The following is a 26,095-nucleotide window of genomic DNA, read 5'->3' as shown; positions in this document are numbered from 1 at the left end:
TGCTTACCCCTTGCGCAGCCGCGCGAACCAGATCAACGCGATCAACAAAATAGCCGAGGCCATGTAAAAGGCCATATCGGGCGTGCGGATGATCGCGCCCTCGGCCTGAAATATCCCGAAAATCTGCGTGAAGAACAGCGTGCCAAACAACATCGCGAGATTCATCACCGCCGAAATCCCACCCTGCAACGCGCCCTGTTCATCCTCGGGCACGGCGCGCGACATCAGCGAGGTGAGCATCGGCTGCACCAGCCCCTCGATGCCCGTCACGCAAAGCACGAACAACACCATCGCAAGGCTGGAAGACAGCGCCAGCGCAATCAGCAGCACCACCCCCAGAAACAGCCCCGCAAAGACCACCTTTGCCTCGCCAAAACGGCGCGCCAGCGGGCCGGACAAGCCACCCTGAAAGGCCGCCGCGACCCCCCCGTAAGCGGCGAGCGTCAAGCCGACGATCCCCTCGGTCCAACCAAACTTAGCCATCCCCCAGAACGGCCAGATCGCGGGATAAATCGCCGAGGCGAACAGATACACCCCCATCACCCCGGCCATCGGCAAGACGCCAGGATAGCGCGCGAACACCTTGAGCGTGCCAAACGGATTGCAGGCGCGCCAGTTCAGCGGGCGGCGGCGTTCCGGCGGCAGGCTTTCGGGCAGCACGAACAGCCCGTAGATCAGGTTCAGCCCCGAGATCGCGGCGGCGACAAAGAACGGCACGCGCGGGCCCAACTCTCCCAACAAGCCCCCCAGCGCCGGGCCCAGGATGAACCCCAACCCAAAGGCCGCGCCCATCAAACCAAAGGCGCGCGCGCGATCTTCGGGCGCGCTGACATCGGCGAGATAGGCATTGGCGATCACGTAGGACGCGCCGCACACCCCTGCAATCGCGCGCCCGACAAACAGCCAGAACAGCGTCGGCGCGAAGGCGTGAAACAGGTAATCCACCCCCAGCCCCGCAATCGCGAGCAACAGCAGCGGGCGACGCCCGAACCGGTCCGACAGGTTGCCCATCAGGGGCGCAAAGGCGAATTGCGCAAGGCTGAAGATGGCAAACATCGCGCCGCCCACCTTGCTCGCCTGCGCCAGATCGACATGCCCCACCTGCACAATCAGCGAGGGCAACACCGGAATGATCAGCCCAAAGCCGACCATATCCAGAAACACCACGATCAGAACGAACAGCGTGGCATGGCCCTGCCCAGCCGAAACAGTGCCGCCTGAAAGGGGTTCGCGGGCCATGATATCTCCAAGTTTTCGACAGGGCGCCAAGCTGAGCCGCACGCGCGTCCCTGTCAAGACGCGCTGATTATCAGGGACGCGGGTTAATTCAGGCGCCCAACATCCGGGCGACCAGTGCGGGCAGGGTGTCGAAATGATCAAGCAGCGCCTCGGGGGAAAGACGCTCAATCGCGCGCCCCTCGGGGCCGAAGGTCACAAGGATGCACGGCACGCCCACGGCGCGCGCGGTTTCGCGATCAGTATTGGTATCACCCACCAAAAGCGAGCGCTCAACTGCCCCGCCCGCCTGACTGACCGCCGCCAGATAAGGATCAGGTGCGGGCTTGCGCACAGGTAACGTATCGGCGCCAATCAGCGCATCGAACAGGTGCGCGATGTCGAGCCGCGCCACCAATTCGCGCGCCAACCCCTCGGGTTTATTGGTGCAGATCGCCGTTGCAAAGCCCTGCCCTCGCAGGGTTTTCACCGCGTCCACCGCGCCGGGGTAAAGCTGCGTGTGGCGGTCGATATTGGCCCCGTAATGCTCCAGTAGCGGCTGATAATCGGCCTCAATGCGCGCTTCGACCTCGGCCCGCTCCAGCCCCAGCCGCTCATAGCCGGCCTTCAGCATCGCGCGCCCGCCATGAAAGGCTATCAGCGCATCCTGACCCGCATCCAGCACGCCGCGATGCCCGCGCGCAACAAAACACGCATTCGCCGCCGCGATCAAATCGCCCGACGTATCGGCCAGCGTGCCATCCAGATCAAACACCACCGTGCGCATTTTGCCCCCAATCTTCGTAACACCGCGAAAGGAAGCGTGAAGTCACAGCCCTTGCGGCAAGGTGCGCAATGGGTAAAACGGGGGCGAGCAGAAGAAAAGGCACGTTTCATGGCAATTGCGCTGATCACCCTCGCGGCGGGGCAAGGCACCCGTATGATGTCTGACCTCCCCAAGGTGCTCCACCAGATCGGGCGTGCGCCGCTGCTGGCCCATGCGCTGGCCTCGGCGCGCAGCTTGGAACCGGCGCGCGTGATCGTGGTGGCCGGGCATGGTGCGGATCAGGTGGGCCGGGCTGCGGCGAAAATCGCGCCCGAGGCCGAGATCGTGCTGCAAGAGGAACAGCTTGGCACCGGTCATGCGGTGGCCCAAGCCCTGCCCGCGCTGGACGGGTTTGAGGGGCGCGTGATTGTCCTTTATGGCGACACGCCCTTCATCTCCCCCGAGACGCTGGAGCAGATGGCCGCCAGCGACGCGGCCGTGACCGTGCTGGGCTTTGAAGCGGCTGATCCGGGGCGTTACGGCCGGCTTGTAACGCAAGGCGCGATGCTAGAGCGGATCGTCGAATTCAAGGATGCGACGGATGAAGAGCGCGCGATAACACTTTGCAATTCCGGCGTTATTGCCTGTGACGCAGCGCTGTTGGGCACGCTGGTAAGCGGCCTCAGCAACGACAATGCCTCGGGCGAATATTACCTCACCGATATCGTGGCCGCCGCGCGCGCCCAAGGGCTGTCGGCCCAAGTCGTGACCTGTGACGAGGCCGAGACGCTGGGCATCAACACCCGCGCCGAACTCGCCCGTGCCGAGGCGCAGTTTCAGGCCCGCGCCCGCGCCGAGGCGCTGGAAAATGGTGTCACGATGGTCGATCCGCAGACCGTGTATTTCGCGCTCGACACTTATCTGGGCAGCGATGTGGTGATCGGCCCGAATGTCGTCTTTGGCCCCGATGTGACTGTGGAGAGCGGCGCGCAGATCGAGGCCTTCTGTCATCTCGAAGGCTGCCATATCTCGCGCGGGGCCAGCGTGGGGCCGTTTGCGCGGCTGCGCCCCGGCGCCGAATTGGCCGAGGATGTGCATATCGGCAATTTCGTTGAGGTGAAGAACTCGGTTCTCGCCGAAGGGGTCAAGGTCGGCCACCTCACCTATCTGGGCGATGCCGATATCGGCGCGCAGACCAATATTGGCGCAGGCACAATCACCTGCAATTATGATGGCGTGATGAAGCATCGCACCACGATCGGAGCCAATGCTTTCATTGGGTCTGACACGATGCTGGTCGCCCCGGTCTCGGTGGGCTCTGGCGCGCTGACGGGGTCTGGTTCGGTCATCACCGAGGATGTGCCCGCCGATGCCATCGCCTTGGGCCGCGCCAAACAGGTCAACCGGCCCGGACTTGCCGCGAAACTTTTCGCCAAGCTGCGCGCGGAAAAAGCGCGCATGAAGAAAGGCTCGTAAATGTGTGGAATCGTAGGAGTTCTGGGCAGTCACGAGGTCGCGCCGCTGCTGGTAGAAAGCCTCAAGCGGCTGGAATATCGCGGCTATGACAGCGCCGGGATCGCGACCGTTAACAATGGTCATCTGGATCGCCGCCGCGCGGTCGGCAAGCTGGTGAACCTGTCCGACCTGCTGGTGCATGAGCCACTTGCAGGCAAATCGGGCATCGGCCACACCCGCTGGGCCACCCATGGCGCGCCGACCGCCACCAACGCGCATCCGCACCGTTCTGGCCCTGTCGCGGTTGTCCATAACGGCATCATCGAGAATTATCGCGCGCTGCGTGCAGAACTGGCCGAGGCCGGAATTACCCCCGAAACACAAACCGATACGGAAACCGTGGCGCTGCTGACGCGGATGTTCATGGATCGCGGGATGGGGGCGAAAGAAGCCGCGATTGCCACGCTGAGCAAGCTGGAAGGGGCGTTTGCCCTGCTTTGGTTGTTCGACGGCGAGGACAATTTGATGATCGCCGCGCGCAAAGGCAGCCCGCTGGCGATCGGACATGGCGATGGCGAGATGTTTGTCGGCTCCGACGCGATTGCGCTGGCGCCGATGACCGACCGGATCACCTATCTCGAAGAGGGCGACTACGCGATCATCACCCGCGCCGGTGCCGAGATTTTCAACGCCGCCGGGCGGCGCGCCAATCGCGGGGAACAGCGCATTGATCTGGGCCAGACGCAGGTCGAAAAGGCCGGGTTCAAGCATTTTATGGGCAAGGAGATCGCCGAACAACCCGTCGTGCTGGCTGACGCTTTGCGACATTATCTGCCGCAAACCGGGTTGAATCTGCCTGCAGAGTTGGACTTTTCCGACATCGACCGGATCACGCTGGTCGCCTGTGGCACCGCATTTTACGCCTGCTCGGTTGCGAAATACTGGTTCGAGGAGTTCGCGCGCATCCCCGTTGAAATCGATGTCGCGTCGGAATTTCGCTATCGCGAGCCGCCACTGTCGCAGCGCAGCCTTGCGATCTTCGTCAGCCAGTCGGGCGAGACCGCCGACACGCTGGCCGCCCTGCGCTATTGCCAAGGAAAGGTCGCCAAGACCGTCGCCGTGGTGAACGTGCCGACCTCCTCGATCGCGCGCGAATGCGATATTGCGCTGCCGATCATGGCAGGGGTTGAGGTCGGCGTGGCCTCGACCAAAGCGTTTACCGCGCAGCTTCTGGTGCTGGCGGTGATGGCGCTCAAGGCCGGGCGTGACCGCGACGAACTGGACGGGCCGACGCTGGACGGCCATGCCGATGCTCTGCGCGCCCTGCCCGGGTTGATGAACACCGCGCTGGCGCTGTCCGAGCCAATCGCCAAGCTCGCCGAAAGCTTGGCCGAAGCGCAGGATATCTTGTTCCTGGGGCGTGGGCCGATGTATCCGCTGGCGCTGGAAGGCGCGCTGAAACTCAAGGAAATCAGCTATATACATGCCGAAGGTTATGCGAGTGGCGAGCTGAAACACGGCCCCATTGCACTGATTGACCGAATGGTTCCGGTGATTGTCATGGCCCCCTTTGATCGGCTGTTCGACAAGACCGTCTCGAATATGCAAGAAGTTATGGCGCGTCACGGGATGGTGTTGCTGGCCTCGGATGCCAAGGGTTTGACAGCGGCCGGTGACGGCACATGGGCGCAGCTACAACTGCCTGAAATCGCAGAACCTTTCGCGCCAATCCTTTATGCAATACCAGCGCAACTGCTGGCCTATCACACAGCAGTCGCGAAAGGAACGGATGTGGATCAGCCCCGCAATCTGGCAAAGTCGGTGACGGTCGAATGAGCCGCAAACGTGGCAAGCGGGGCATCGCCCGCCCCAGCGCGCAGGATTTCGCCCCTCTCCCCCCCGAAGAAGAGGCCCGCCTGCATGCCGAGGCACAGGCCTATGCCGCCTCGGACGCCGACTATGAAAGCTTTGCCGAGGCTGAGGAGGAGAGCGATCCGCTTGGCCCTCCGCCCAGCCTGGAGGACGCACTCTTTGCGCTCGAAAGCTGGCAAAACGCGGAAAAGGCAGCGGAAATGGCGGCCTATCACAAGGCCGAGCGGCGCTATCTTGGCGTTTCGACCCCTGCGATCGACGATATGGTCACGCTGTGGCGCGGGCAACTGGATGTGCCGGGTCGGGTCGAACTGGCGCGCGGATTGTGGGATAGCGACATCCACGAGGCGCGGATTGCAGCGGCGAAGTTGTTGGTGCAAGCGCGGCTGCGCCCCGATGAGGCGGCGTGGGATCTGATCGCCTCTTGGGTGGCGCAATTGGACGCTTGGGCGATTGCCGATACCGTGTGCAAAGCGGGTGAAAAACGGGTGGTGGCCGATCCGTCGCGACTGGATCAGGTCGAAAGCTGGACCCAAAGCGAGCAGATGTGGACGCGGCGCGCCGCCTTTGTGATCACGCTCCCTTGGACAAAGCTTCGCAACCCCAAACCCGACGATCTGGCCGTGCGCGAGCGCGTCTTGGGCTGGGCCGAAGCGCTGGCAGAAGATCGCGACTGGTTCATTCAAAAAGCCATCGCGTGGTGGCTGCGCGAGCTGTCCAAGAAAGACCCCGAGCGGGTGCAAGCATGGCTGCTCGCGCATGGCGAGCGGCTCAAGAGCTTTGCCCGAAAAGAGGCCGCCAAATATCTGTAATTACGACAAAAACCTGTCGTAATCGTTGACCAATAGATGGCGCGGCGCTTCGTCTTCCTCGATGTCGGAGAACCGCGCCAATCGGGTCGCGAAAGATAGTGTCGGTGCGGTCGTCATTCACCGTCGAGACCTCGCCGATCAGCACATCATCGCCCTCGCCCCAAAAGGCGTGCCAATCACCCGGGCGCAGCATCACGCTTGCGCCCGGACGCAAGATCAAGACCTCGCCCGGCCCATAGCGGCGCGGCTGCCCGTCACACATCACGATCCCGCCCGCCATGGCATTCGTAGCCCCCTGCGCGTTCGAACCGCACAGCTCAATCGCCCTGCCTGAAATCAGTGATTCCCACCCCATCTGGGCCTCGAGCACACGTTGCGTCTGGGGTAGCCGGGCGCGAAACTCGGCCGGGCTCCACTAGGCAAAGGGCGGCAGGCAGAAACCAAATTCGAGGATCATCTCTTCGGCCTGAACCATGATCTCATTGACGCGCGAGCGTTTCATATCCCGTCCCAAGGGGTCAGGCGACACAGGCCGCGCGATGTTTTCCAGCGGCCCAATCGCGCACCGCATGACCGAACGCCTCAAACAGCGGGCGCGAGACGGGATCATCCGCCGCCTGCCATTCGGGATGCCATTGCACCGACATCGTGAAACCGGGCGCGCCGCGCACCCAGATCGCCTCGGGCGTGCCATCTTCGGCGCGTCCCTCGACAACGATACGCGCGCCGGGCTGGCAAATCCCCTGCCCGTGCAGCGTGTTGGTTACGACCTCATCAGCACCGAACAGCTGGGAAAATTTGCCGCCCGGTTCCAGTATCACCTTATGACGATTGGAAAAGCCATGCGCCAAGTCGCCCTCAGGTGGCATGCGGTGGTTCATCCGGCCCGGCAATTCGCGGATCTCGGGATAAAGCGTGCCGCCCATCGCCACGTTCACCTCTTGGAAACCACGGCAAATGCCGAAAAACGGCTGACCCGTTTGCACGCAGTGGCGCACCAGTGGCAGCGTGATCGCATCGCGGGCCTGATCGAAAGTGCCGTGCTTTTCGGTCGCTTCCTCGCCATATTCAGAAGGATGCACATTGGGCCGCCCGCCCGTTAGCAAGAAGCCGTCACAGACCTCGCACAGTTCTTCAATCGAGAAATATTCAGGGTCAGCAGGGATCAATAGCGGAATGCAATCAGAGACTTGGCTGATCGCTTGCGAGTTCAGCTGCCCGCCCTCATGGACGGGATAGCGATCGCCCACAAGGCCGCGATTGCCGATGATGCCGACGACTGGTCTGGTCATAACGCCCCCTTTTGAGCCAAAACTAGGGGCAGGCGCGCGTCGAGAAAAGACGAAAAATGCGCAAGGGGCTGTGCGCAGGCTCGCAACCCGCGCCAGATCGCGGCTCAGGCGGCCAGATCGTGACGCAAAATCGCGGCTTCCGAGGATTTCAGCGCGCGCCTTGCATAGGCACCATAACTGAGCGGGTTATCCGCGACCTTGGGGACAATTTCGCTCAGGCCCGCACGCTGATCGGGCGCGATCATTTCCAGCGCGGTCGAGGCAGGATGGAAACTTTCGGTCTCCAAGCCATTGGCCCAAAGCACTTCGTGGCGATCCAGCAGAAGGTGAATATAGTGCAACTCAGGCATGCCGCCTTCAAATCGGATCGAGCGGCCATTGACCAGATCGCAGGCCCGCACCAGAACCTCATCCTCGGCAAAAAGCGCGCGCGCTGAGGGGCCGCGCAGCAACATCCGGTGCTGTGGCGACACCAGCAGGTCGGCATCGGGACGATCCAGCCCCAGCGCCCCGCCCGCGATCCGCACCGGGCGCAGATGCGGCATCGCATGAAGGCGCGCGCCCGAAATCCGGCGCTGCCCAATCCAGCGGATCGCTTGGGCGCCGTCATCGCGCGTGGCCACCGCATCGCCGGGGCGCAATGCCTCGACGGGGCGACGGCCATCAGGCGTGTTGATCAGCGTGCCGGGCGTGAAACAGATCACCCCGGCAGGCCCGTTGCGCGCCGCTTTGGGCCGCAAATCCAGCGCGCGATCCACGACCCAAAGATCGCTGTCAGCGGGCGGAATACGCCCCGAAAACATCAACAAACGCGCACCAGTATCGGACAATTCAATCAGCGTCACGACATAGGCGTGATAGCCATCGGTGACGGTAAAGCTTTGATTTGGGCTGTCTTGATCTTCGGGCAGATCAATCGGCAAGCGGCGTGCGCCCAGCGCATCGCCCAGCAAACGACGCACCACTTTGGCGGCCCTCTCCCGGCGCAGATCATCGCCCAACGCATCGCGCAAGATCAGTAAATCATTGGGGCCATCGACGCGCAGCGCCTCGCCACTCCAGCGCCAATTGGCCCCCACCGTCACGATATCGGGTGCCGGCGACGGCGTGCCGTCGATTTCCGTCTGCGCCCATGAAATGACGAACGTGCCTTGATAGCGCGCCTTGTTCATCTGCCTCGTCTCGTCCACCGGGGCCTGTTTTTCGGCCCTCATTTACTGCTCAATAAACGCTAACACATAGAAATCGCGAACGAAATACTTTTCCTTACGCCTTGCTATGGTTCAATCAAGAATTGCACTCTGACCCGCAACGCCCCCTGTTCACGCGGGCAGCTACCGCACTCGCTGCGCGCTGTGTGATCCAGCGGTGATCAGCGCGAGCTTCACCGAAACTTGCGCAGGCGTGACCTTGTCATAGCGCCCCAAGGTCCAGAATTGATGATAGAATGTCGCAACCAGCGAAGATCTGGGATGCGCGGGCGAGGCGTCGATCAGAGCAGCAGGACAACGCATAGTTTGCGGGCTTTACGCAACCAAACCGGAAAGGAAGACCCATGACAAAATTAACGCAGGTTTTTGCAGCCAGCGCCTTGGCACTCGTCGCAGCCTCTCCGGTTTTGGCCAAAAATGGCCAGCCTAGCGAAATGATGGCCAGCCCAAACAGTGCCGGGCAAAACGGGGCGGATCCATCCTATTTCATGCCCGCTGATCCGCATCTGAGTCTGTTTGATCAGACGCGCGTGCAGCAGATCACCGGGAAGACAGCCGATCTGAGCGATCTTGGCTATGTCAAAGTGGCAGCGCTTGAGAACGCGCTCGTCCATCCCTTTAATGCACCCACGCGCGCCCGTTTGATTTCGCAATCTCTGAGCAGCGCGATCTGAGCGCCAAGGCAAAAGCGGCCCGCGCCATCAGCTCGCTCAACGATCCGGGCGCATAGGCACCAAGGCAGCGGATGCGTTCAGCGATCTCATCCAGCGCGGCCCAGAGGCTCTGGTACTGCTCTTCGAACAGCATATGCAGCTGGCGAAATTGCGGCCCTTCCACATTCCAGTGATAACCACGGGGTTCGGACCTAGGGTCCGAACGACTGGCCCAGAATATTGCGAAGACTGTCGATATTTTAGATCCTGGGCATCATAGTTTTCCTTTGAATTTCACTCACGTTGTGAAGGCCCCGGCGACCGCGCGCCGGGGCTGCCTTTCACAGCTGACGGGTCGAGAAATACCAATCCACCGTGTTGTAACCTTCACAGGCCCGCGCCAGTGCCGCTTCGGGCGTGGCAGGCGTCGGCACGATCACCGCATCACCGGGCTTCCAGTTTTCCGGCATCGCGCATTTGTTCTCATCGGCGGTTTGCAGCGCCACCAGCAGGCGGTGAATTTCGTCAATCGAGCGCCCCGCGACCATCGGGTAATAGATCATCGCACGCAGCACGCCTTGCGGGTCGATGATAAAGGTCGCACGTACCGCCGAGGTGTCAGACGCGCCGGGCTGGATCATCCCGTAATCGCGCGCCACGGTCATCGAGAGATCAGCAATGATCGGGAACTTGATCTCGGTGCCGAATTTCTCCTTGATGTTGAGCATCCAAGCGATGTGCGAGTAGTGGCTGTCAATCGAGAGCCCCAGCAGCGCGGTGTTGCGGGCCGTGAAATCATCTTGTTTCTTGGCGAAGGCGATGAATTCGGTGGTGCAAACGGGCGTGAAATCAGCCGGGTGCGAAAACAGGATCAGCCATTGGCCCTTATAGGCGTCGAGCGTTTGCTGGCCATGGGTGCTGGGCGCGTCAAAGCTGGGGGCCGGGGCGTTGAGCTGAGGCATCTGCGGGGCTTGGATCGTGTCGGTCATCTGTCTCTCCATCAAGGTCTTGGTTACGATGAGAGAGATTTATCGACTGGCTATTGATAAATGAAATTGATTATAAATATCGCAGTTATAGAGTTAGTGAATATGAATCCTGTCATCACCCTGCGCCAGATGCGCTTTCTGACCGCGATGGCCGACACGCTGAATTTCTCGCGTGCGGCAGAGATGTGTTTCGTCACGCAGCCCACGCTCAGCACGGGCTTGCGTGAGCTGGAAGAACGCCTTGGCGTGCAACTGGCCGAGCGCACGAAACGCTCGGTCATCCTGACGCCGGTCGGGGTTGAGATTGCAAAACGTGCCCGCGCCGTTCTGCTGGCGACGCAGGAGATCGAGGAACTCGCCGCCGCGCAATCCGCGCCCGAGGGGGGAGAGTTGCGGCTGGGCACGATTCCCACAATCGGGCCGTTCCTGATCCCGCGCGCCCTACCCGATATTCGCGCGCGTTTCCCCGATCTTCGCCTTCTCTTACGCGAGGAGATGACCGAAAGCCTGATCGCGGGGCTCAGCGCGGGGCGACTGGATCTGATCTTGTTCGCCCTGCCCTTTGACACTCAAGGAATCGCGGTGATGGAGCTATTCGAGGATGGCTATCACCTTGCCGCGCCGCCGGGCAGCCTTGGCCCCGCACCCGTGGGCGGAGATCAGTTGCAAGGGGCCAAGCTGATGCTGCTGGACAAGGGCCATTGCCTGCAACGCCACGCGCTTTCGGCCTTTCCAGATCGCGATATCGCGCAGGATGACAGCTTTTCCGCGACCTCGCTGACCACCCTGATTTCGATGGTCAGCGAAGGGCTGGGGATCACGCTGCTGCCCGATCTGGCGCTGGATGCAGGCGTGGCGCGTGGCCAAGATCTGGCGATTGCGCCGCTGCCCGATGCCTGCCCGCGCCGGGTGGTTCTGGGCTGGCGCACAAGCACGGCGCGCGCAGATCTGTTCCGAGGCTTGGGGCAGATCCTGATCGACACTCATCAGCGCATGAAAGCGGGCTGACCCCTAACGCGCCCGGATCGCATGCGAATAGCTCAGGCCGGGATGAGCCGCTTGCGCATGGATCATTATCAGCGCGCTTGTGCGGCAATCATTGACACTGCCCGCGCCTCCCAACCGGCCAAGATCATTCAGTTATTCCCGCAACCGTCCAGACATCACTAGACGCCCCGCCAATCACGCGCAGCGCAAACAGCGCATGGAAAAAGAAACGGATAAAACGTGTGCGACGAACCATCGAATAATAGCCCCTCGCAGTGAAGCTGGCATCAAGCGACCAGATGCCACCGGCTACCATCAGCACGGCAATACCGAACATGAAATACGTGAAGGTTTTTCAGGCTTTGGACCTTTTGGGGACGTAGGCAGTCACGATATTTCTCGCAATGAATGGCACTTGGCCGTGATGTAGATTGGCCCGTCCTGTCGCAACACTCGCAAGGGCTGCGGGCCTATTGTTGGCCTGTTCGCGCAACCGCCAGATCGCCGCGCTCCTTGCGGATCGCATCCAGCGCGCGGGCCTCAAGATCGGCCAGTTGCGCGTCCAGCTTGGCGGCCGATTTACGCTCGCGCTCGGCGTAGGCCACCACCACCGCAACGGCGCGCTTGGCCCCTTCCAGCCCTTCAGCCGCATCGCGCAGCTGTTGGCGCAGGATCGACAGCGTATTGGCATCTCTAAATGCTTCGGTGACATCATGGCTACGGCCGCGGATCAAAGTCGTCATCATCTTGAAAATTGTCACCTCCTAGTTTGTGAACGCTGTTCATCTGGCAGGCATTCGGGAAGCATGACGTCACTCGAGAATAAAAGGAACAGTGTTCAGGAAAAGTTTGATGCTGAATGGGAAACAATCGCGAAGAGAAACACGCCGATCTGCGCGACCGCCTGATCAAGGCTGCCGAAGATCACTTGCCCAGCACGTTATCTCTGGGCTGAAGGCGCTCGGTGACCACGCAGGCGGGTTGCGCGCTTGGCGCTCTTTATACCGCGTTTGACGATCTCCTCATGCTGATCTTGCATGTCAATTCACGCACGCTCGCGTGGCTAGGCGAGACGCAGAAAGCCGCCCTGCCCGCCCCTGCCAGCGATCCCGAAGACACGATGCAGGCGCTGGCCCCGGCCTATGTCGACTTCGCCTGCGCTAATCGCGCGCTTTGGAGCGCCATGACACGCGGGGCGCATCCGGGTCAGGGCGCTGACCGCCCCGCCTAGCCCACAAAGGCCTTTTCGACTACATAAGAACCGGGGGCGGAATTTGCGCCCTCGACAAAACCGCGCGCCTGTAAAATCTCGGCCATGTCCTTATTCAACCCGACCGAGCCGCAAATCATCACGCGGTCCGTTTCGGGTGCAAGCTCGGGTAGATCCAGTGCTTTCGCCAACCGCCCCTCCCTGATCCAGTCGGTGATGCGGCCCTGATGGCGGCTGGCCTCGCGCGTGGTGGTCTGATGCACGCGCAAGCCGCGCGCCGACTGCTCTGCCACCAGCGGGTCGTGCAACAGATCGCGCGTTAACTGCTGGCCATAGGCTAAATCAGCGACATCGCGACAGCTATGGGTCAACACCACCGTTTCATACTGCGCCCAGGTCTCGGGATCGCGCAGCAAGCTGGCAAAGGGCGCAATGCCAGTGCCCGTGGCCACCAGATACAGCCGCTTGGCCGGGCGCAACGCATCCAGCACCAGCGTGCCCACCGGCTTGGGCCGCACGATCACGCTATCGCCGGGCTGGACATATTGCAGGCGGCTCGTCAGCGGCCCATCGGGAACCTTGATCGAGTAGAACTCCAGCGCATCATCCCAATTGGGCGAGGCAATCGAATAGGCCCGCAAGAGCGGTTTTCCGGTCTCACCCATCAGCCCGATCATCACGAACTCGCCCGAGCGAAACCGCAGACTGCGCGGGCGCTTCACCCGAAAGGAAAACAGCCGGTCCGTCCAATGGGTGACCGCCAGCACGGGCTGGGCGTCGGGATGGGCGACGCTGGCGGCGGGCGCACAAGCGGTGGATTGATAGGTCATTCAGGCCTCACAGGTCAAAAACCTGGTCGCGATAGCCGCGCCCCATGGGAACGGCGCGCCACTGCGCCTCGGGTTGGCGCTTTGCCATCGCATCGGGCAGTTCGATATCGTCAAAGCCCGCACGCAAAGCGGCGCGGAGCTGGTCCACCAAAAGCGGCCCGCTGGCGCGCAAATGGCCGCCAAACCCCGACCGCCGGATCAACGCCGCCAACGAAAACCCGCGCCCATCGGCGAAACTGTCAAACCCGATTTCAATCATCGAGGCCGTCTCGATCTGGGCGGCCAGCGCGGTCACATCCGCCTCTGGTCCCAGACGCAGCGCCGCTCCGGGGCGGTGATCTTGCGGCGTGCGCCGCGCAACACCGGCAAACAGATCTGGCACGAAGCCGTCTTTTGAAACGATCTGGCTCATCCCGCTTTCCTTCTGATGATGCGCCCGTCTGGCGCAAAATGAATACCGCATTCCTCGCGCGACTCATCCGCCCAGCGCCCCGCGCGCGCATCTTCGCCAAGGGCGGGCTGGGTGCAGGGCGCGCACCCGATTGAGGGATACCCCTGCGCCACCAGCGGGTGGCGGGGCAGATCATGGGCGCGCAGGTGATCTGACAGGTCCTGCGCGCTCCAGCTTGCCAAGGGATTGACCCGCAAGCGGCCCGCATGATCGGCCTCAAACAGCGGCATCTGCGCGCGCTGCCCGGTCTGAAACCGTTTGCGCCCGGTGATCGAGCCGTCGAACTCTGCCAGCGCGCGTTCCAGCGGCGCCACCTTGCGCAACTGACAGCAGGCTTTCGTGTCGCGCCTGTGCAGATCGTCGGGCACATCCGGATCAGGCACCAGCAAGCGCACATCGCGCAGCCCCAGATGGGCCGAAAGATCGCGCTGATATTGCAAAGTCTCGGCAAACAGCATCTGCGTTTCCAGCATCAAGACCGGCACGTCGCGGTCGATCTGCGCCAGCAGGTGCAACAGCACCGCCGAATCCGCCCCAAAGGACGACACCAGCGCTATGCGCCCCGGCAGCGCGCTCAATGCAGCGCGCAAAATCTCGTCGGCCGGGGCCTGCGCAAAGCGCTCGTTCAGACGCGCCGCCTCTGGCACGACTGCTTGCGCGCGCGCGACGTTCACTTCACGCAGCGGCTGCATCACGCTCTCCATATAAAGCGGCCTTGAACGGCGCGAGGCCGACCCGGCGATAGGTCTGCAAGAAACTCTCGTCCGTGGTCTCACGCGCCGCGAGATAGGCGTGGATCAGGCGCTCGACGGCGGGTACGACCTCGTCATAGGCAAAGCCCGGACCGGTGCGATCGCCCAAAGCAGCGTCTTCGGTACCATCGCCGCCAAGGGTCAACTGGTAGTTCTCCACCCCCGCCCGATCGAGCCCGAGAATGCCGATATGGCCAACATGGTGATGCCCGCAGGCGTTGATGCAGCCCGAGATTTTGATCTTGAGCGGCCCAATGTCATGCTGCGCGTCGATATCGCCAAACAGCGTCGAAATCTGCTGCGCAATCGGGATTGAGCGCGCGGTGGCAAGCGCGCAATAATCCAGCCCCGGGCAGGCGATGATATCGGACACCAGCCCGACATTGGCCGTCGCCAGTCCTGCCTGCGCCAGTGCCTCATAGACCGCGCCCAGATCGTTGTAATGAATATGGGGCAGGATGACGTTCTGCTCATGGCTGATGCGCAGCTCATCATAGCCAAACTGCTTGGCCAGATCGGCCAGCACGCGCATCTGTGCCGCCGTGACATCGCCCGGCGTGCCGCCAATCGGCTTGGTCGAGACCGTAACGCTGACATGATCGGCGCGTTTATGCGGGTGCAGGTTCGTATCAAGGAACGACCGGAACGCCGGGCCGGGCGAAAACGGCACCACCGGATCGTCACGAAACGCGGGCGGGGCAAAGCCCTTGGCGATCTGCGCGATCACTTCAGGAGACACATCGCCGAGCAGGCGACGCCCCGTAGCGAACTCCGCCTCGATCATCGCGCGCAGCTCCTCAAGCCCGGTTTCGTGCACCAAAATCTTGATGCGCGCCTTATACTTATTGTCGCGCCGCCCGCCGAGGTTATAGACGCGCAAGATCGCCTCAAGATAGGCCAGCAGGTCGCGCTTGGGCAGCCAGTCGCGCACTTCCTTGCCGATAAACGGCGTGCGCCCCAGCCCCCCGCCAATCACCACCTGATAGCCGATCTCGCCATCACGCTCACGCAGCCGCAGCCCGATATCGTGAAAGGCGATCACGGCGCGGTCCTGCTCAGATGCCGTGACCGCCACCTTGAACTTGCGTGGCAGATAGGCGAATTCGGGATGATCGGTGGACCATTGCCGGATCAGCTCGGCAGTCAGACGCGGGTCTTCGACCTCGCCCGCCGCTGCGCCTGCAAAATGATCGGCCGTGACGTTGCGAATGCAATTCCCCGAGGTCTGGATCGCATGCATCCCCACCTCGGCCAGCGCCTCAAGCATATCGGGCACATCGCTGAGACGCGGCCAGTTGAACTGGATGTTCTGGCGGGTGGTGAAATGGCCATAGCCGCGATCCCAGCGCTCGGAAATGTCGGCCAGCGCGCGCATCTGCGCCCCGCTCAGCGTGCCATAGGGGATCGCCACGCGCAGCATATAGGCGTGCAGTTGCAGATAAAGACCGTTCATCAGGCGCAGCGGCTTGAACTCGTCCTCGCTTAGCGAGCCGTCCAGCCGGCGCGCCACTTGACCCCGGAATTCCGCCACACGGGCGCGCAGGAAATCGCGGTCGAATTCGGAATAGGCATACATTACGAAACCTCGTGCAGCTGGGGGTGGGTCTTGTGACCGCGCACCCGATAAATTTCACGAAAATGGGTGGGGTACGGGCCAGCGGGCGTGATCGCGACTTCCGCCAGATAGAGGCTGACCGCGCGGGCATCTTCGGCCCCCGCTTGCGCCAGCGCCAGAAGCGCCTGCGCGGCCTCGGGCGTCTCGGCCACCTGCGCTTTGGTGATGGAACGACACCAACCGGTGCCGGTGAACCAAATCGCATCGCCCTCAATCAGATGGTTTGCGCATACGACCTGCGCCGGGATCGCGCGCGCCATTACAACGCCTCCCGAAGTGCTGCGGGAATCCCCGTGCGCGGCGCAATCCCCAGCAGCAACACCGCCGGGCCATTCACATCCGCCAAAGCATCGGCCAACCCGATCAAATCGCTGGAAATGATGCGTTCATCCGCGCGCGAGACGTTTTCCACTACGCTCACCGGCGTGTCAGCCGCCGCGCCATGCATCATCAGACGCCCGGTCAAAAACCGCGCCGCGCGCTTGCCCATATAGATCGCGGCCACAGCGCCGGGGCGCGCCAGATCGCGCCAGTCCTGCTCGGCAAAGCCCTTGGCGTCATGGCCCGTCACGATGCGCAGCCCCGCATTGCGCCCGCGCTGCGTCAGGCTCAGACCCAAGCCCGCCACCGCCGCAGAGGCCGCCGTGATACCCGGCGTCACGTCATAGGCGACACCTGCGCCGTCCAATGCCGCGACCTCTTCATCCAAACGCCCAAACACCGCCGGATCGCCCGATTTAAGCCGCACCACGCGCGCCTCAGCGCCATGTCGGATCAGCAAATCGTTGATATCACCCTGATCCCACGAGGGGCCAAACCCGGTCTTGCCCACGTCGATCAGCAGTGCATCGGAGCGCGTCAGATCGAGAATTTCCTGCGTCACCAGCCGGTCATGGATCACCACATCTGCCGCGCCAATCAGCCTGAGCGCGCGCAGAGTCAGCAGCTCGGGATCACCCGGCCCCGCGCCCACGAAATGCACATGCGGGCAACCGGAGTCGCGCTTGTCCCCAGTCGTCGAGGGGGCGGGAATTGGGAAATGGCGCATCGGCTGGCTCCTGTTTGCTTAAGGAACAAACAGGACATTGTTCCAAATTTGACAATATGGACCCTTGCCTAAATGGAATTTGTTTTGTTTACACAGATCAAATCAGAGTTTCGTTCACCTATTGAGGGAAGAACAGAATGTCAGACATCGACAATGACGACCGCGCCATCCTGATCGAGCTGCAACGCGATGCGACCCTGTCGCTTGAACGAATCGCGCAGCGCGTAAACCTTGCGAAAACCACCGTCTGGAACCGCATTCAGAAACTGGTGCAAAACGGCACGATCCTGCGTCAGGCCGCGATCCTTGATCCGCGTAAAGTGGGGCTGCGCGAGACGTTTTTCGTCTCGATCCGCACCGGTCAGCATGAGAGCGATTGGCTGGAACGGTTCAAGGGCGTGATCGAGGATATGCCCGAGATCACCGAGGCGCATCGCCTCGCGGGAACGCTGGACTATCTGCTCAAGGTGCAGGTGGCTTCAACCGAGGAATTTGATCGGTTCTACAAAGACCTAGTGGCGCGCATTCCGATTCACGACGTGTCCTCCAGCCTGTCGATGGAGCGCATGAAACACAGCCTTGAATTGCCGCTATAGGGCGCGCCGCCTGCGGCTCTGGCGCTCGCGCTGAAATCTGACATGCTGGCGCCAAATTCTTGGGAGGACCACATGACCATCACCCCGTTCAGCTTTACCACGGTGTCCGAAATTCACGTGCAATGGGAGGGCAGCGCGCGGTTGGGCGAATTGCTGGCCGAGCGCTTTGACGCGCGCAATCTGCTTCTGGTCACCGATCGCGGCTTGATCGAGGCCGGGTTGATCGCGCCGGTTCAGGCCGCGTTGACGCAAGCAGGCTTTGGCGTGACGCTGTTTGACGACGTCGTGGCCGATCCGCCCGAGGCCGTGGTGCGCGCCTGCGCAGAGATGGCGCGATCTGAGAAAATTGATATTGTTCTTGGGCTTGGCGGCGGATCTTCACTTGATATTGCCAAGCTGGTGGCGGTGATGATCGGCTCGGATCAAGACCTGTCCACGATGTATGGCATTGGCAATGTGGCGGGCGCGCGCGTGCCGCTGGCGCTGGTGCCAACCACTGCTGGCACCGGCTCCGAGGTCACCAACATCTCGATCATCACCACCGGGGAGAGCACGAAAATGGGGGTCGTCTCGCGCCAGCTTTATGCCGATTTCGTGCTGCTTGATGCCAGTCTGACGGTCGGGCTGCCGCAGGTCCACACTGCCGCCACGGGCATCGACGCGATGGTCCACGCGATTGAGGCCTATACCTCGAAACACAAGAAAAATCCGCTGTCGGATGCGCTGGCACGCGAAGCCTTGCGGCTGCTCGGCACCAACCTCATCACGGCCTGTCAGGACGGCACCAACCGCGCCGCGCGCGAGGCGATGTTGCTGGGGGCCACGCTGGCCGGACAGGCGTTTTCCAACGCGCCCGTGGCCGCCGTGCATGCGCTAGCCTATCCGCTGGGCGGGCATTACCACCTCCCCCACGGGCTGACCAATGCGCTGATGCTGGGCCCGGTCCTGCGCTATAACGCCACCGCTGCCGCGCCGCTTTATGGCGAATTGGCCGATGTGATGGGGGTTGCGGGCAGCGGCGATGCGCAGGCACGCTCCGAAGCCTTCGTGCGCCATATCGAGGCGCTGATGGATGCCAGCGGCGCACCGCGTCGCCTGCGCGATGTGGGCGTGACCGATAACAGCCTGTCAATGCTGGCGCGCGATGCGATGAAGCAAACCCGCCTGCTGGTGAACAACCCCGTCGAGGTCACCGAGGACGACGCGCTATCGCTTTACCGTGAGGCGTTCTGAGGCGCTTGACCTTGGCCCGTCACGGTGCAGGTTATGCGCCAAGACTCAGTATCAGGAGACCAAAATGAGCCACAGCGACCTTGACCCGAAATCCCTTGAAAAGCTGGCGCAGGTCGCCGTGCATGTCGGGCTGAACCTGCAACCGGGTCAGGAGCTGGTGCTGACCGCGCCCGCCGCCGCCCTGCCCTTGGTGCGCATGATCGCCGCCGAAGCCTATCGCGCGGGTGCAAGCCTTGTGACCCCGATCCTGAGCGATGAGGAAATCACGCTGGCGCGCTATCGTCACGCCAATGATGCGAGCTTCGACACCGCCCCCGGCTGGCTGTATGAGGGCATGGCCAAAGCTTACGCGGGCAACGCCGCGCGCATGGCGATTGTGGGCGATGACCCGATGATGCTGGCCGATCAAGACCCCGAGAAAGCCGCCCGCGCAGGCAAGGCCAATTCGATTGCCTATAAACCGGCGCTGGAGAAAATCTCGAATTTTGAGATCAACTGGTCGATTGTCAGCTTTCCGACCGCCGCTTGGGCCGCGCGGGTGTTCCCCGATCTGCCCCAAGACGAGGCCGTGGGCAAGCTGGCCGAGGCGATCTTTGCCGCCTCGCGCGTCGATCAAGCCGATCCGGTCGCCGCGTGGGAAGCTCATAACGGCGAGTTGCGCAAACGCTCAAGCTGGCTCAATTCCGAACGCTTCTCGGCGCTGCATTTCACCGGGCCGGGCACCGATCTGACGGTCGGGCTGGCGGATGATCACGAATGGCATGGCGGCGCGTCTGAGGCCAAGAACGGCGTGACCTGCAACCCCAACATCCCGACGGAAGAGGTCTTCACCACCCCCCATGCCGCGCGCGTCGACGGCGTCGTGCGCGCCTCCAAACCGCTGTCCCATCAAGGCAGTCTGATCGAGAATATCGAGATGCGGTTCGAGGGCGGTCGCGCGGTTGAGGCCCGGGCCAGCCGGGGCCAGGAAGTGCTGCAAAAACTGATCGCCACCGATGAGGGCGCCTGTCGTCTGGGTGAGGTCGCGCTGGTGCCGCATGGCTCGCCGATCTCGCAATCGGGGCTGCTGTTTTACAACACGCTTTATGATGAAAACGCCGCCTGCCATATCGCGATGGGGCAATGCTATTCGAAATGCTTCCTCAATGGCGGCGATCTAAGCACCGACGAGATCGCGGCCAAGGGCGGCAATTCCAGCCTGATCCATGTCGATTGGATGATCGGCGGGCCGGAAACCGATGTCGATGGCATCCGCGCCGATGGCAGCCGCGTCGCGATCTTCCGCAAGGGCGAATGGGCGCAGTAACGCGCCCCTAGCCTTTGGCGGGAAAGACGAAACAGCGGTCGCGGCGCAGCATCAGCCACATCACCGTGCCGGGCTTGGGCAGAAACACATTGGGGACCGAGGCTTTGAGGATCTGCCCGGTCTCCATACGAAACTCGACCAAGCTTTCGCGCCCCAGATAGCGCGCGCGCTCGACCGTGGCGCGCGCCGGGGTGCCGTCTTGCGCCGTCGGGTTGGGGCCACGCCCGGCGCGGTCGAAATCGATCTTGAGATGCTGCGGGCGGATCACGATGTCGATCCCCGTGCCGTCCGGATGCCCCGGCGCAAGGAAATCGCCAAACGGCGTGGAAGCCAGCGCGCTCTGCACCCGGCTTTTGATGACGTTGATATCGGAAAAGAACGCTGCCGCCTGACGATCCACCGGCGCGTTATACAGGTTATAGGGCGCGCCGCGCTGCACGATCTTGCCGCCCCGCATCAGCAGGATTTCATCGGCCATGCGCATCGCCTCATGGGGCTCATGGGTGACCAGCAACACCGCCGTGCCCTCGTCTTTCAGCAGCGCCAAGGTCTCGTCGCGGATATCGTCACGCAAACGCTCATCCAGTCCCGAAAACGGCTCATCCATCAGCAGGATACGCGGGCGCGGAGCCAGCGCGCGGGCCAAGGCGACGCGCTGTTGCTCGCCCCCGGACAGCGCATGGGGGTAGCTGTCGCGATGGCGTCCCATATGCACCCGCGCAAGCAATTCATCGACCCGCGCCCGTGTTTCGGCTTTTGGCCCAGACAGCCCAAAGGCGACATTCTGCGCCACCGTCAGATGCGGAAACAGCGCGAAATCCTGAAACATCAAGCCGATCTCGCGCCGTTCGGGAGGGACGTGACGGACCGGGTCGCTGATCAGCGCACCATTGACGAAGATCTCGCCGCTGTCCTGCATATCCACCCCGGCGATCAGGCGCAAAGTCGTGGATTTGCCGCAGCCCGAGGGGCCCAGCAGGCAGGTCACCTGCCCCTCAGGGATCGCAAAAGAAATGTCATCCACCACCACCTGCTCGTCAAAGCGGCGCATCAGCGAACGCACTTCAAGGCGGGGTGGAGTCGTGGGGGGCGGCATCGCTAATCCTACAAAATCGCTAAGGATTTATCGAAATAGCAGCGCCGCCCCGCTTGCGCAAGCGCACCTAGATCGAGATGTTGTTCTGACCGCCATCCAGCATGATGTTTTGCCCCACGATGAAGCCCGCTTTTTGCGAACACAGGAAGGCGCACATCGCCCCAAAATCCCCCGCATCGCCGTAGCGCCCCGCCGGGATCGTCGTGATCCGCTTGGCGCGCGCGGCCTCGGGCGAAATCCCTTGGGCCTTGGACACACCACCATCCAAAGACGTCGCGCGGTCGGTATCGTGGATACCGGGCAGCATGTTGTTGATGATCACACCTTTTGGTGCGACCTGACGCGCAGTGCCCGCGACAAACCCCGTCAGCCCCGAGCGCGCGGCATTGGACAGACCCAGCGCGGGAATGGGTGCGCGCACGGATTGCGAGGTGATATTGACCACCCGGCCCCAGCCGCGCGCCATCATCCCCGGCATCAAGGCCTGCATCATCGCGATCGGCGCCAGCATATTGGCATCGAGCGCGGCGATGAAATCGTCACGATCCCAGTCGCTCCACAGCCCCGGAGGCGGCCCGCCCGCATTGGTCACGAGGATATCGACCTCGCCCGCTGCCGCCAGAACCTTGGCGCGCCCCTCGGGCGTGGTGATATCAGCGGCCACGGGGGTCACGCTCACGCCATATTTCGCGGCGATCTCGGCGGCGGTGGCCTCTAACGCCTCGGCCCCCCGCGCATTGAGCACCAGATCGACCCCTGCCTCGGCCAGCGCCTCGGCGCAGCCCCGTCCCAAACCTTTAGATCCCGCACAGACCACTGCGCGCTTGCCCCGAATGCCCAAATCCATCGCGTTCTCCCAAGATGATCGCAGTCTCGCTGCTTTTGCGCAGAGTTAACGCGCTATGCGCGCCTTGCAAGGGGCTGATCTTATTGCCACTGGTGCGTCAATTGCTTGACCCGGCGGGGCGCAGGCGAGTAATCGGTCATGAGGCCGCACCCCGAGCGGCCCAACGGAGGCCCCCTTGTCGCACATCAGCCAAAGCGTTCATGTCTTTGACGCCCATAATCTTTGGGTGACGTCGGGCGCTAATCAGGGCGATGCGCTCGACATTGCCGGGCTATGCGAGCCGGGAGACATCTATCAGCTGGATCGCGACGCGACCCCGCGGCTTTTGGTCGTGGGCTGGGACGCTGCGGGCGAACAGATCGTGGCCCCCGGATCTGAGATCGGCGCGCCGGGCGATGCGATCAGCCTGCTGGCCCGCCATGTGATGATGGCCCCCGATGGCGACAGCGTCGATATTTTGTTGATCCGTCACGATGCCAGCGACACGCATTTCGCGCTGCCGCTTTCACCAATTGCGCCGCGTCAGGAATATACCCTGCTTGAGGCCTCGGCCGATCCGGGCGAGGCGCGGCTGGCGGATCTGGTCTGCGTGGCCTTCACCACGGGCACGATGATCACGTTGGCCGGGGGAGCGCAAAAACCCATCGAGCAGCTCAAGGCGGGGGATCGGGTGCTCACGCGCGACAGCGGCCCCCAGCCCGTCGCACTCGTCGCCAAGGCGCGGATGCGCGCGCTGGGGTCGTTCGCGCCGGTCGTGATTTCAGCCGGAATTTTGGGCAATGAGGGCGATCTGGTCGTCTCGCCCCATCACCGGCTGTTTCTGTATCGGCGCGGCGCGCAAAAGCTGGGCGAGACCTCGGAACTGCTGGTGCAGGCCAAGTATCTGGTGGATGACGAAAATGTCTGGCGGCGCGAGGGCGGCTATGTCGATTATTACGCGCTGGTCTTTGAACGCCACGAAATCATCTATGCCGAGGGCATCCCGGCTGAAAGCCTGATGGTCAGCGAGGCGACCCTGTCGGTTCTGCCCGATGAATTGCGCGCCGAAATCTCGGCCCGCCTGCCCGATCTCAAACACCGCCCGCATTTTGGCACCGAGGCCACGCGCGATTTGCTGGATCAACTGGGGCGCGACAAGATTTTTCGCAAACGCGGGGAATAGGCGCCCCGTTTTGCCTAATCGGACAGGTTGCGATTGGATGTATTTCAGCGGATTTCGGGTTCCAGTGGTAACCTCAGCAGCTGAAGATCAATCCCATCAAGATTGAAAAGCGAACTCAGAATAGGACGAAGCAAAAAAGGTCTGTTTTGAGTTTCTAGAGATTCGCTCAATATCTTTCATCTGAGACCGCAAGATATGCTCGTTGCAGGTGGAATACGATGCGGCAAAGCAAGTGCAAGAGGCATGGCACGATGAAGACAGAACGACAAAAGATGGCAGCTGGTGAATGGTACACTTGCCTAGACGAAGAGCTTGAAGCGCTTCGGGTTGCTGCGCGTTCCGCCGTGCATCAACACAACACACTGCCACCTGAAGATAGAGGGACAATTGCACCGAAGCTAAGGCAAATCATTCAAGCCAAGAATGCCATCATCGAAGCCCCATTTCACTGCTCCTACGGCGTCAACATCAAGCTTGGGGATCAAGTTTATCTCAACGCGGGTTGTATCATTCTGGATAGCGCGACAGTGACGATCAGTGATCAATGTCAGCTTGGGCCCAACGTGCAGATCTACTGCGCCGAGCACCATCAGGACCCAATTAAACGGAACGATGAAGGGCTGGAAATCGCCCATCCTGTTTACATCGGCAAGCGCGCGTGGATCGGAGGAGGAGCGATCATCCTCGCTGGTGTTACAATTGGCGAAGGGGCAGTGATTGGTGCAGGTAGCGTCGTCACAAAAGACGTGGCCCCTGGGGCAGTGGTTGTCGGCAATCCGGCGCGGCCTATCCTGCGAACAGAATGACAGTGTTCAGCAGACATCATCTCTGCTCTTTGCGAGATTGTCTCTCAAACACGAGGTGCTTCACACACTTATGGCGATAGGCAGGAGTCTCCGCACAGCCACCATTCATTGTTCATAATTTCGCCTAAAGTCGCGCTCATGCAAATTTCTGCATCAGATTTTTTTGCGTCCGGTTCGAACCTTAGCCTCACTGAACAGCACAACGCATCAGATAAGAATCTATCGCCCCCCTCGCCCCCTATTGCCCGATTGCAAGGCGCGCGCGGGCAGGATAAACGCGAGCGCATGACAAATCGCCCCGCCCTGCCCCCCGAAATCGCCCGCCGCCGGACTTTTGCGATCATCTCGCACCCCGATGCCGGCAAGACGACGTTGACTGAAAAGTTCCTGCTGTTTGGCGGGGCGATTCAGATGGCCGGACAAGTGCGCGCCAAGGGTGAGGCGCGGCGCACGCGCTCTGACTTCATGAAGATGGAACAGGATCGCGGGATCTCGGTGTCGGCCTCGGCGATGAGCTTTGAATATCGCGAGTTCCGCTACAATCTGGTGGACACACCCGGTCACAGCGACTTTTCCGAAGATACCTATCGCACGCTCACGGCCGTGGACGCCGCGATCATGGTGATCGACGGGGCCAAAGGCGTGGAATCCCAAACCCGCAAACTGTTCGAGGTCTGCCGGTTGCGCGACCTGCCGATCTTGACCTTTTGCAACAAAATGGACCGCGAAAGCCGCGATACCTTCGAGATTATTGACGAAATTCAAGAAAACCTCGCGATAGACGTGGCCCCGGCAAGTTGGCCCATCGGGGTCGGTCGCGAATTTATCGGCGCCTATGATCTGATCCATGATCGGCTGGAAATCATGGACCGGGCGGATCGCAACAAGGTGGCAGAAAGTGTCGCGATCTCGGGGCTGGATGATCCGAAACTGGAAACCCATGTGCCCGCCGATCTGCTCGCCAAGCTGCGCGAAGAGGTCGAGATGGCGCGCGAATTGCTGCCCGCGTTTGATCGTCAATCCTTCCTTGAAGGGCACATGACGCCGATCTGGTTTGGCTCGGCGATCAACAGTTTCGGCGTCAAGGAATTGATGGACGGGATTGGCGAATACGGCCCCGAACCGCTGGTGCAAAAAGCGACCGAGCGCGACGTTGCCCCCGAAGAACCCAAAGTCACCGGTTTTGTCTTCAAGGTTCAGGCCAATATGGACCCGAAGCACCGCGACCGCGTGGCCTTCGTGCGCCTCGTTTCGGGTCATTTCACGCGGGGCATGAAGCTGACCCATGTGCGCACCAAGAAACCGATGAGCGTATCAAACCCGGTTCTGTTTCTGGCCGCCGACCGCGAGCTGGCCGAAGAGGCTTGGGGCGGCGACATCATGGGCATTCCCAACCACGGCCAGCTACGCATTGGCGACGCGCTGACCGAGGGCGAGGTGCTGCATTTCACCGGCATTCCCAGCTTCGCGCCCGAATTGCTGCAATCGGTACGCGCAACCGACCCGATGAAGGGCAAGCATCTGGAAAAGGCGCTGATGCAATTCGCCGAGGAAGGCGCGGCCAAGGTGTTCAAACCCGCGATTGGTTCTGGCTTTATCGTGGGCGTCGTCGGCGCGCTGCAATTCGAAGTGCTGGCCAGCCGGATCGAGTTGGAATACGGCATCCCCGTGCGCTTTGAAGCCAGCCAATTCACCTCGGCACGCTGGGTGCAGGGCGACAAGGCGGCAGTTGAGAAACTGGTGAATGCCAACAAGCAGCATATCAGTTATGATCACGATGGAGACGTGGTGTTCCTCACTCGTCTGCAATGGGACATCGACCGCGTGGCGCGTGATTACGAGGGCGTCACATTGTCAGCCACCAAGGAGATGATGCAGTGACACCTCTGCC

The 26,095-nt window shown here is 61.9% G+C and carries 27 protein-coding genes and 2 pseudogenes; 12 read left to right on the top strand and 17 right to left on the bottom strand.

The window, feature by feature from the left end; all coding sequences use genetic code 11:
• Nucleotides 1-3: 3 nt before the first annotated feature.
• Together QZ571_RS14575 and QZ571_RS14570 are read right to left on the bottom strand one after the other, a co-directional pair.
• The gene (locus tag QZ571_RS14575) at nucleotides 4-1,239 is read right to left on the bottom strand and encodes an MFS transporter (protein WP_295536369.1); all 1,236 of its coding nucleotides are present in this window, start codon (nucleotides 1,237-1,239) and stop codon (nucleotides 4-6) included.
• 88 nt (nucleotides 1,240-1,327) lie between these two features.
• Complete coding sequence (locus QZ571_RS14570; RefSeq protein ID WP_295536366.1) at nucleotides 1,328-2,002, bottom strand: HAD-IA family hydrolase; 675 nt, start codon at nucleotides 2,000-2,002, stop codon at nucleotides 1,328-1,330.
• Nucleotides 2,003-2,110: 108 nt separating this feature from the next.
• Between QZ571_RS14570 and glmU the strand changes: the two genes are divergently transcribed.
• From glmU to QZ571_RS14555, 3 genes are read left to right on the top strand one after another with little or no spacing between them, the layout of a single operon-like run.
• Nucleotides 2,111-3,457, top strand: a complete 1,347-nt coding sequence (glmU, locus tag QZ571_RS14565; RefSeq protein ID WP_295536363.1) for a bifunctional UDP-N-acetylglucosamine diphosphorylase/glucosamine-1-phosphate N-acetyltransferase GlmU — start codon at nucleotides 2,111-2,113, stop codon at nucleotides 3,455-3,457.
• Complete coding sequence (gene glmS / locus QZ571_RS14560) at nucleotides 3,458-5,272, top strand: glutamine--fructose-6-phosphate transaminase (isomerizing) (protein WP_295536360.1); 1,815 nt, start codon at nucleotides 3,458-3,460, stop codon at nucleotides 5,270-5,272.
• Entirely contained in the window at nucleotides 5,269-6,120 is an 852-nt protein-coding gene (locus QZ571_RS14555) for a DNA alkylation repair protein (RefSeq protein ID WP_366929957.1), read from the top strand. The genes glmS and QZ571_RS14555 overlap by 4 nt, the downstream gene beginning before the upstream one ends.
• Here the strand turns inward: QZ571_RS14555 and QZ571_RS14550 are convergent.
• The 3 genes and pseudogenes from QZ571_RS14550 to QZ571_RS14540 all read right to left on the bottom strand — a co-directional run bounded on the left by QZ571_RS14550 (nucleotide 6,121) and on the right by QZ571_RS14540 (nucleotide 8,626).
• Nucleotides 6,121-6,622, bottom strand: a pseudogene (locus tag QZ571_RS14550) (D-lyxose/D-mannose family sugar isomerase).
• 16 nt (nucleotides 6,623-6,638) lie between these two features.
• A complete protein-coding gene (locus QZ571_RS14545) occupies nucleotides 6,639-7,412 on the bottom strand; it encodes a gamma-glutamyl-gamma-aminobutyrate hydrolase family protein (protein WP_295536358.1) in 774 nt (257 codons plus the stop codon).
• A 104-nt stretch (nucleotides 7,413-7,516) separates the two neighbouring features.
• Nucleotides 7,517-8,626: a Hint domain-containing protein gene (locus QZ571_RS14540; protein WP_295536356.1), complete on the bottom strand. Its 1,110-nt coding sequence runs from the start codon at nucleotides 8,624-8,626 to the stop codon at nucleotides 7,517-7,519.
• A 341-nt stretch (nucleotides 8,627-8,967) separates the two neighbouring features.
• Between QZ571_RS14540 and QZ571_RS14535 the strand changes: the two genes are divergently transcribed.
• Entirely contained in the window at nucleotides 8,968-9,297 is a 330-nt protein-coding gene (locus QZ571_RS14535; protein ID WP_295536353.1) for a hypothetical protein, read from the top strand.
• On the opposite strand, the gene QZ571_RS18505 is transcribed toward QZ571_RS14535, so the two are convergent.
• A complete protein-coding gene (locus QZ571_RS18505) occupies nucleotides 9,242-9,430 on the bottom strand; it encodes a hypothetical protein (RefSeq protein WP_366929958.1) in 189 nt (62 codons plus the stop codon). The two genes, QZ571_RS14535 and QZ571_RS18505, sit on opposite strands and share 56 nt — an antisense overlap.
• Before the next feature lie 187 nt (nucleotides 9,431-9,617).
• Entirely contained in the window at nucleotides 9,618-10,265 is a 648-nt protein-coding gene (locus tag QZ571_RS14530) for a peroxiredoxin (RefSeq protein WP_295536351.1), read from the bottom strand.
• A 102-nt stretch (nucleotides 10,266-10,367) separates the two neighbouring features.
• On the opposite strand from QZ571_RS14530, the gene QZ571_RS14525 reads away from it, so the two are divergent.
• The gene (locus QZ571_RS14525; protein WP_295536349.1) at nucleotides 10,368-11,273 is read left to right on the top strand and encodes a hydrogen peroxide-inducible genes activator; all 906 of its coding nucleotides are present in this window, start codon (nucleotides 10,368-10,370) and stop codon (nucleotides 11,271-11,273) included.
• 124 nt (nucleotides 11,274-11,397) lie between these two features.
• Here the strand turns inward: QZ571_RS14525 and QZ571_RS14520 are convergent.
• Nucleotides 11,398-11,592 (bottom strand): annotated as a pseudogene (locus QZ571_RS14520) (hypothetical protein); the annotation flags it as partial.
• A gap of 130 nt (nucleotides 11,593-11,722) precedes the next feature.
• Complete coding sequence (locus QZ571_RS14515; RefSeq protein ID WP_295536347.1) at nucleotides 11,723-11,998, bottom strand: PspA/IM30 family protein; 276 nt, start codon at nucleotides 11,996-11,998, stop codon at nucleotides 11,723-11,725.
• 218 nt (nucleotides 11,999-12,216) lie between these two features.
• Here QZ571_RS14515 and QZ571_RS14510 point away from each other — a divergent pair, with 218 nt between their 5' ends.
• Nucleotides 12,217-12,483: a hypothetical protein gene (locus QZ571_RS14510; RefSeq protein ID WP_295536345.1), complete on the top strand. Its 267-nt coding sequence runs from the start codon at nucleotides 12,217-12,219 to the stop codon at nucleotides 12,481-12,483.
• On the opposite strand, the gene QZ571_RS14505 is transcribed toward QZ571_RS14510, so the two are convergent.
• From QZ571_RS14505 to cobA, 6 genes are read right to left on the bottom strand one after another with little or no spacing between them, the layout of a single operon-like run.
• The gene (locus QZ571_RS14505; protein ID WP_295536342.1) at nucleotides 12,480-13,292 is read right to left on the bottom strand and encodes a ferredoxin--NADP reductase; all 813 of its coding nucleotides are present in this window, start codon (nucleotides 13,290-13,292) and stop codon (nucleotides 12,480-12,482) included. The two genes, QZ571_RS14510 and QZ571_RS14505, sit on opposite strands and share 4 nt — an antisense overlap.
• A gap of 7 nt (nucleotides 13,293-13,299) precedes the next feature.
• A complete protein-coding gene (locus QZ571_RS14500; protein ID WP_295536340.1) occupies nucleotides 13,300-13,704 on the bottom strand; it encodes a DUF934 domain-containing protein in 405 nt (134 codons plus the stop codon).
• Entirely contained in the window at nucleotides 13,701-14,435 is a 735-nt protein-coding gene (locus QZ571_RS14495) for a phosphoadenylyl-sulfate reductase (protein ID WP_295536338.1), read from the bottom strand. Before QZ571_RS14495 ends, QZ571_RS14500 begins: the two co-directional genes overlap by 4 nt.
• A complete protein-coding gene (locus QZ571_RS14490) occupies nucleotides 14,419-16,071 on the bottom strand; it encodes a nitrite/sulfite reductase (protein WP_295536335.1) in 1,653 nt (550 codons plus the stop codon). The genes QZ571_RS14495 and QZ571_RS14490 overlap by 17 nt, the downstream gene beginning before the upstream one ends.
• Complete coding sequence (locus QZ571_RS14485; protein ID WP_295536333.1) at nucleotides 16,071-16,370, bottom strand: DUF2849 domain-containing protein; 300 nt, start codon at nucleotides 16,368-16,370, stop codon at nucleotides 16,071-16,073. The genes QZ571_RS14490 and QZ571_RS14485 overlap by 1 nt, the downstream gene beginning before the upstream one ends.
• Complete coding sequence (gene cobA, locus QZ571_RS14480) at nucleotides 16,370-17,158, bottom strand: uroporphyrinogen-III C-methyltransferase (RefSeq protein ID WP_295536331.1); 789 nt, start codon at nucleotides 17,156-17,158, stop codon at nucleotides 16,370-16,372. Before cobA ends, QZ571_RS14485 begins: the two co-directional genes overlap by 1 nt.
• Before the next feature lie 137 nt (nucleotides 17,159-17,295).
• Between cobA and QZ571_RS14475 the strand changes: the two genes are divergently transcribed.
• From QZ571_RS14475 to QZ571_RS14465, 3 genes are all read left to right on the top strand, one after another.
• On the top strand, nucleotides 17,296-17,754 hold the full coding sequence (locus QZ571_RS14475; RefSeq protein WP_295536327.1) for an Lrp/AsnC family transcriptional regulator: 459 nt from the start codon (nucleotides 17,296-17,298) through the stop codon (nucleotides 17,752-17,754).
• A gap of 72 nt (nucleotides 17,755-17,826) precedes the next feature.
• Nucleotides 17,827-18,987: an iron-containing alcohol dehydrogenase gene (locus QZ571_RS14470; RefSeq protein WP_295536325.1), complete on the top strand. Its 1,161-nt coding sequence runs from the start codon at nucleotides 17,827-17,829 to the stop codon at nucleotides 18,985-18,987.
• A gap of 64 nt (nucleotides 18,988-19,051) precedes the next feature.
• A complete protein-coding gene (locus QZ571_RS14465; protein WP_295536323.1) occupies nucleotides 19,052-20,293 on the top strand; it encodes an aminopeptidase in 1,242 nt (413 codons plus the stop codon).
• 7 nt (nucleotides 20,294-20,300) lie between these two features.
• On the opposite strand, the gene QZ571_RS14460 is transcribed toward QZ571_RS14465, so the two are convergent.
• Complete coding sequence (locus QZ571_RS14460) at nucleotides 20,301-21,389, bottom strand: ABC transporter ATP-binding protein (protein WP_295536321.1); 1,089 nt, start codon at nucleotides 21,387-21,389, stop codon at nucleotides 20,301-20,303.
• 67 nt (nucleotides 21,390-21,456) lie between these two features.
• Nucleotides 21,457-22,236 (bottom strand): SDR family oxidoreductase, encoded by a 780-nt coding sequence (locus QZ571_RS14455; RefSeq protein WP_295536320.1) that lies wholly within the window; start codon nucleotides 22,234-22,236, stop codon nucleotides 21,457-21,459.
• A gap of 175 nt (nucleotides 22,237-22,411) precedes the next feature.
• On the opposite strand from QZ571_RS14455, the gene QZ571_RS14450 reads away from it, so the two are divergent.
• From QZ571_RS14450 to QZ571_RS14440, 3 genes are all read left to right on the top strand, one after another.
• The gene (locus tag QZ571_RS14450; RefSeq protein WP_295536318.1) at nucleotides 22,412-23,398 is read left to right on the top strand and encodes a Hint domain-containing protein; all 987 of its coding nucleotides are present in this window, start codon (nucleotides 22,412-22,414) and stop codon (nucleotides 23,396-23,398) included.
• 251 nt (nucleotides 23,399-23,649) lie between these two features.
• Nucleotides 23,650-24,204, top strand: a complete 555-nt coding sequence (locus tag QZ571_RS14445; protein WP_295536315.1) for a sugar O-acetyltransferase — start codon at nucleotides 23,650-23,652, stop codon at nucleotides 24,202-24,204.
• A gap of 285 nt (nucleotides 24,205-24,489) precedes the next feature.
• Complete coding sequence (locus QZ571_RS14440) at nucleotides 24,490-26,085, top strand: peptide chain release factor 3 (protein ID WP_295536312.1); 1,596 nt, start codon at nucleotides 24,490-24,492, stop codon at nucleotides 26,083-26,085.
• The last annotated feature ends 10 nt before the right edge of the window (nucleotides 26,086-26,095 follow it).

The organism is uncultured Thioclava sp. (assembly GCF_913064665.1).
Lineage (GTDB): Bacteria > Pseudomonadota > Alphaproteobacteria > Rhodobacterales > Rhodobacteraceae > Thioclava > Thioclava arctica.
This window is presented reverse-complemented; position numbering and strand designations above follow the sequence as displayed.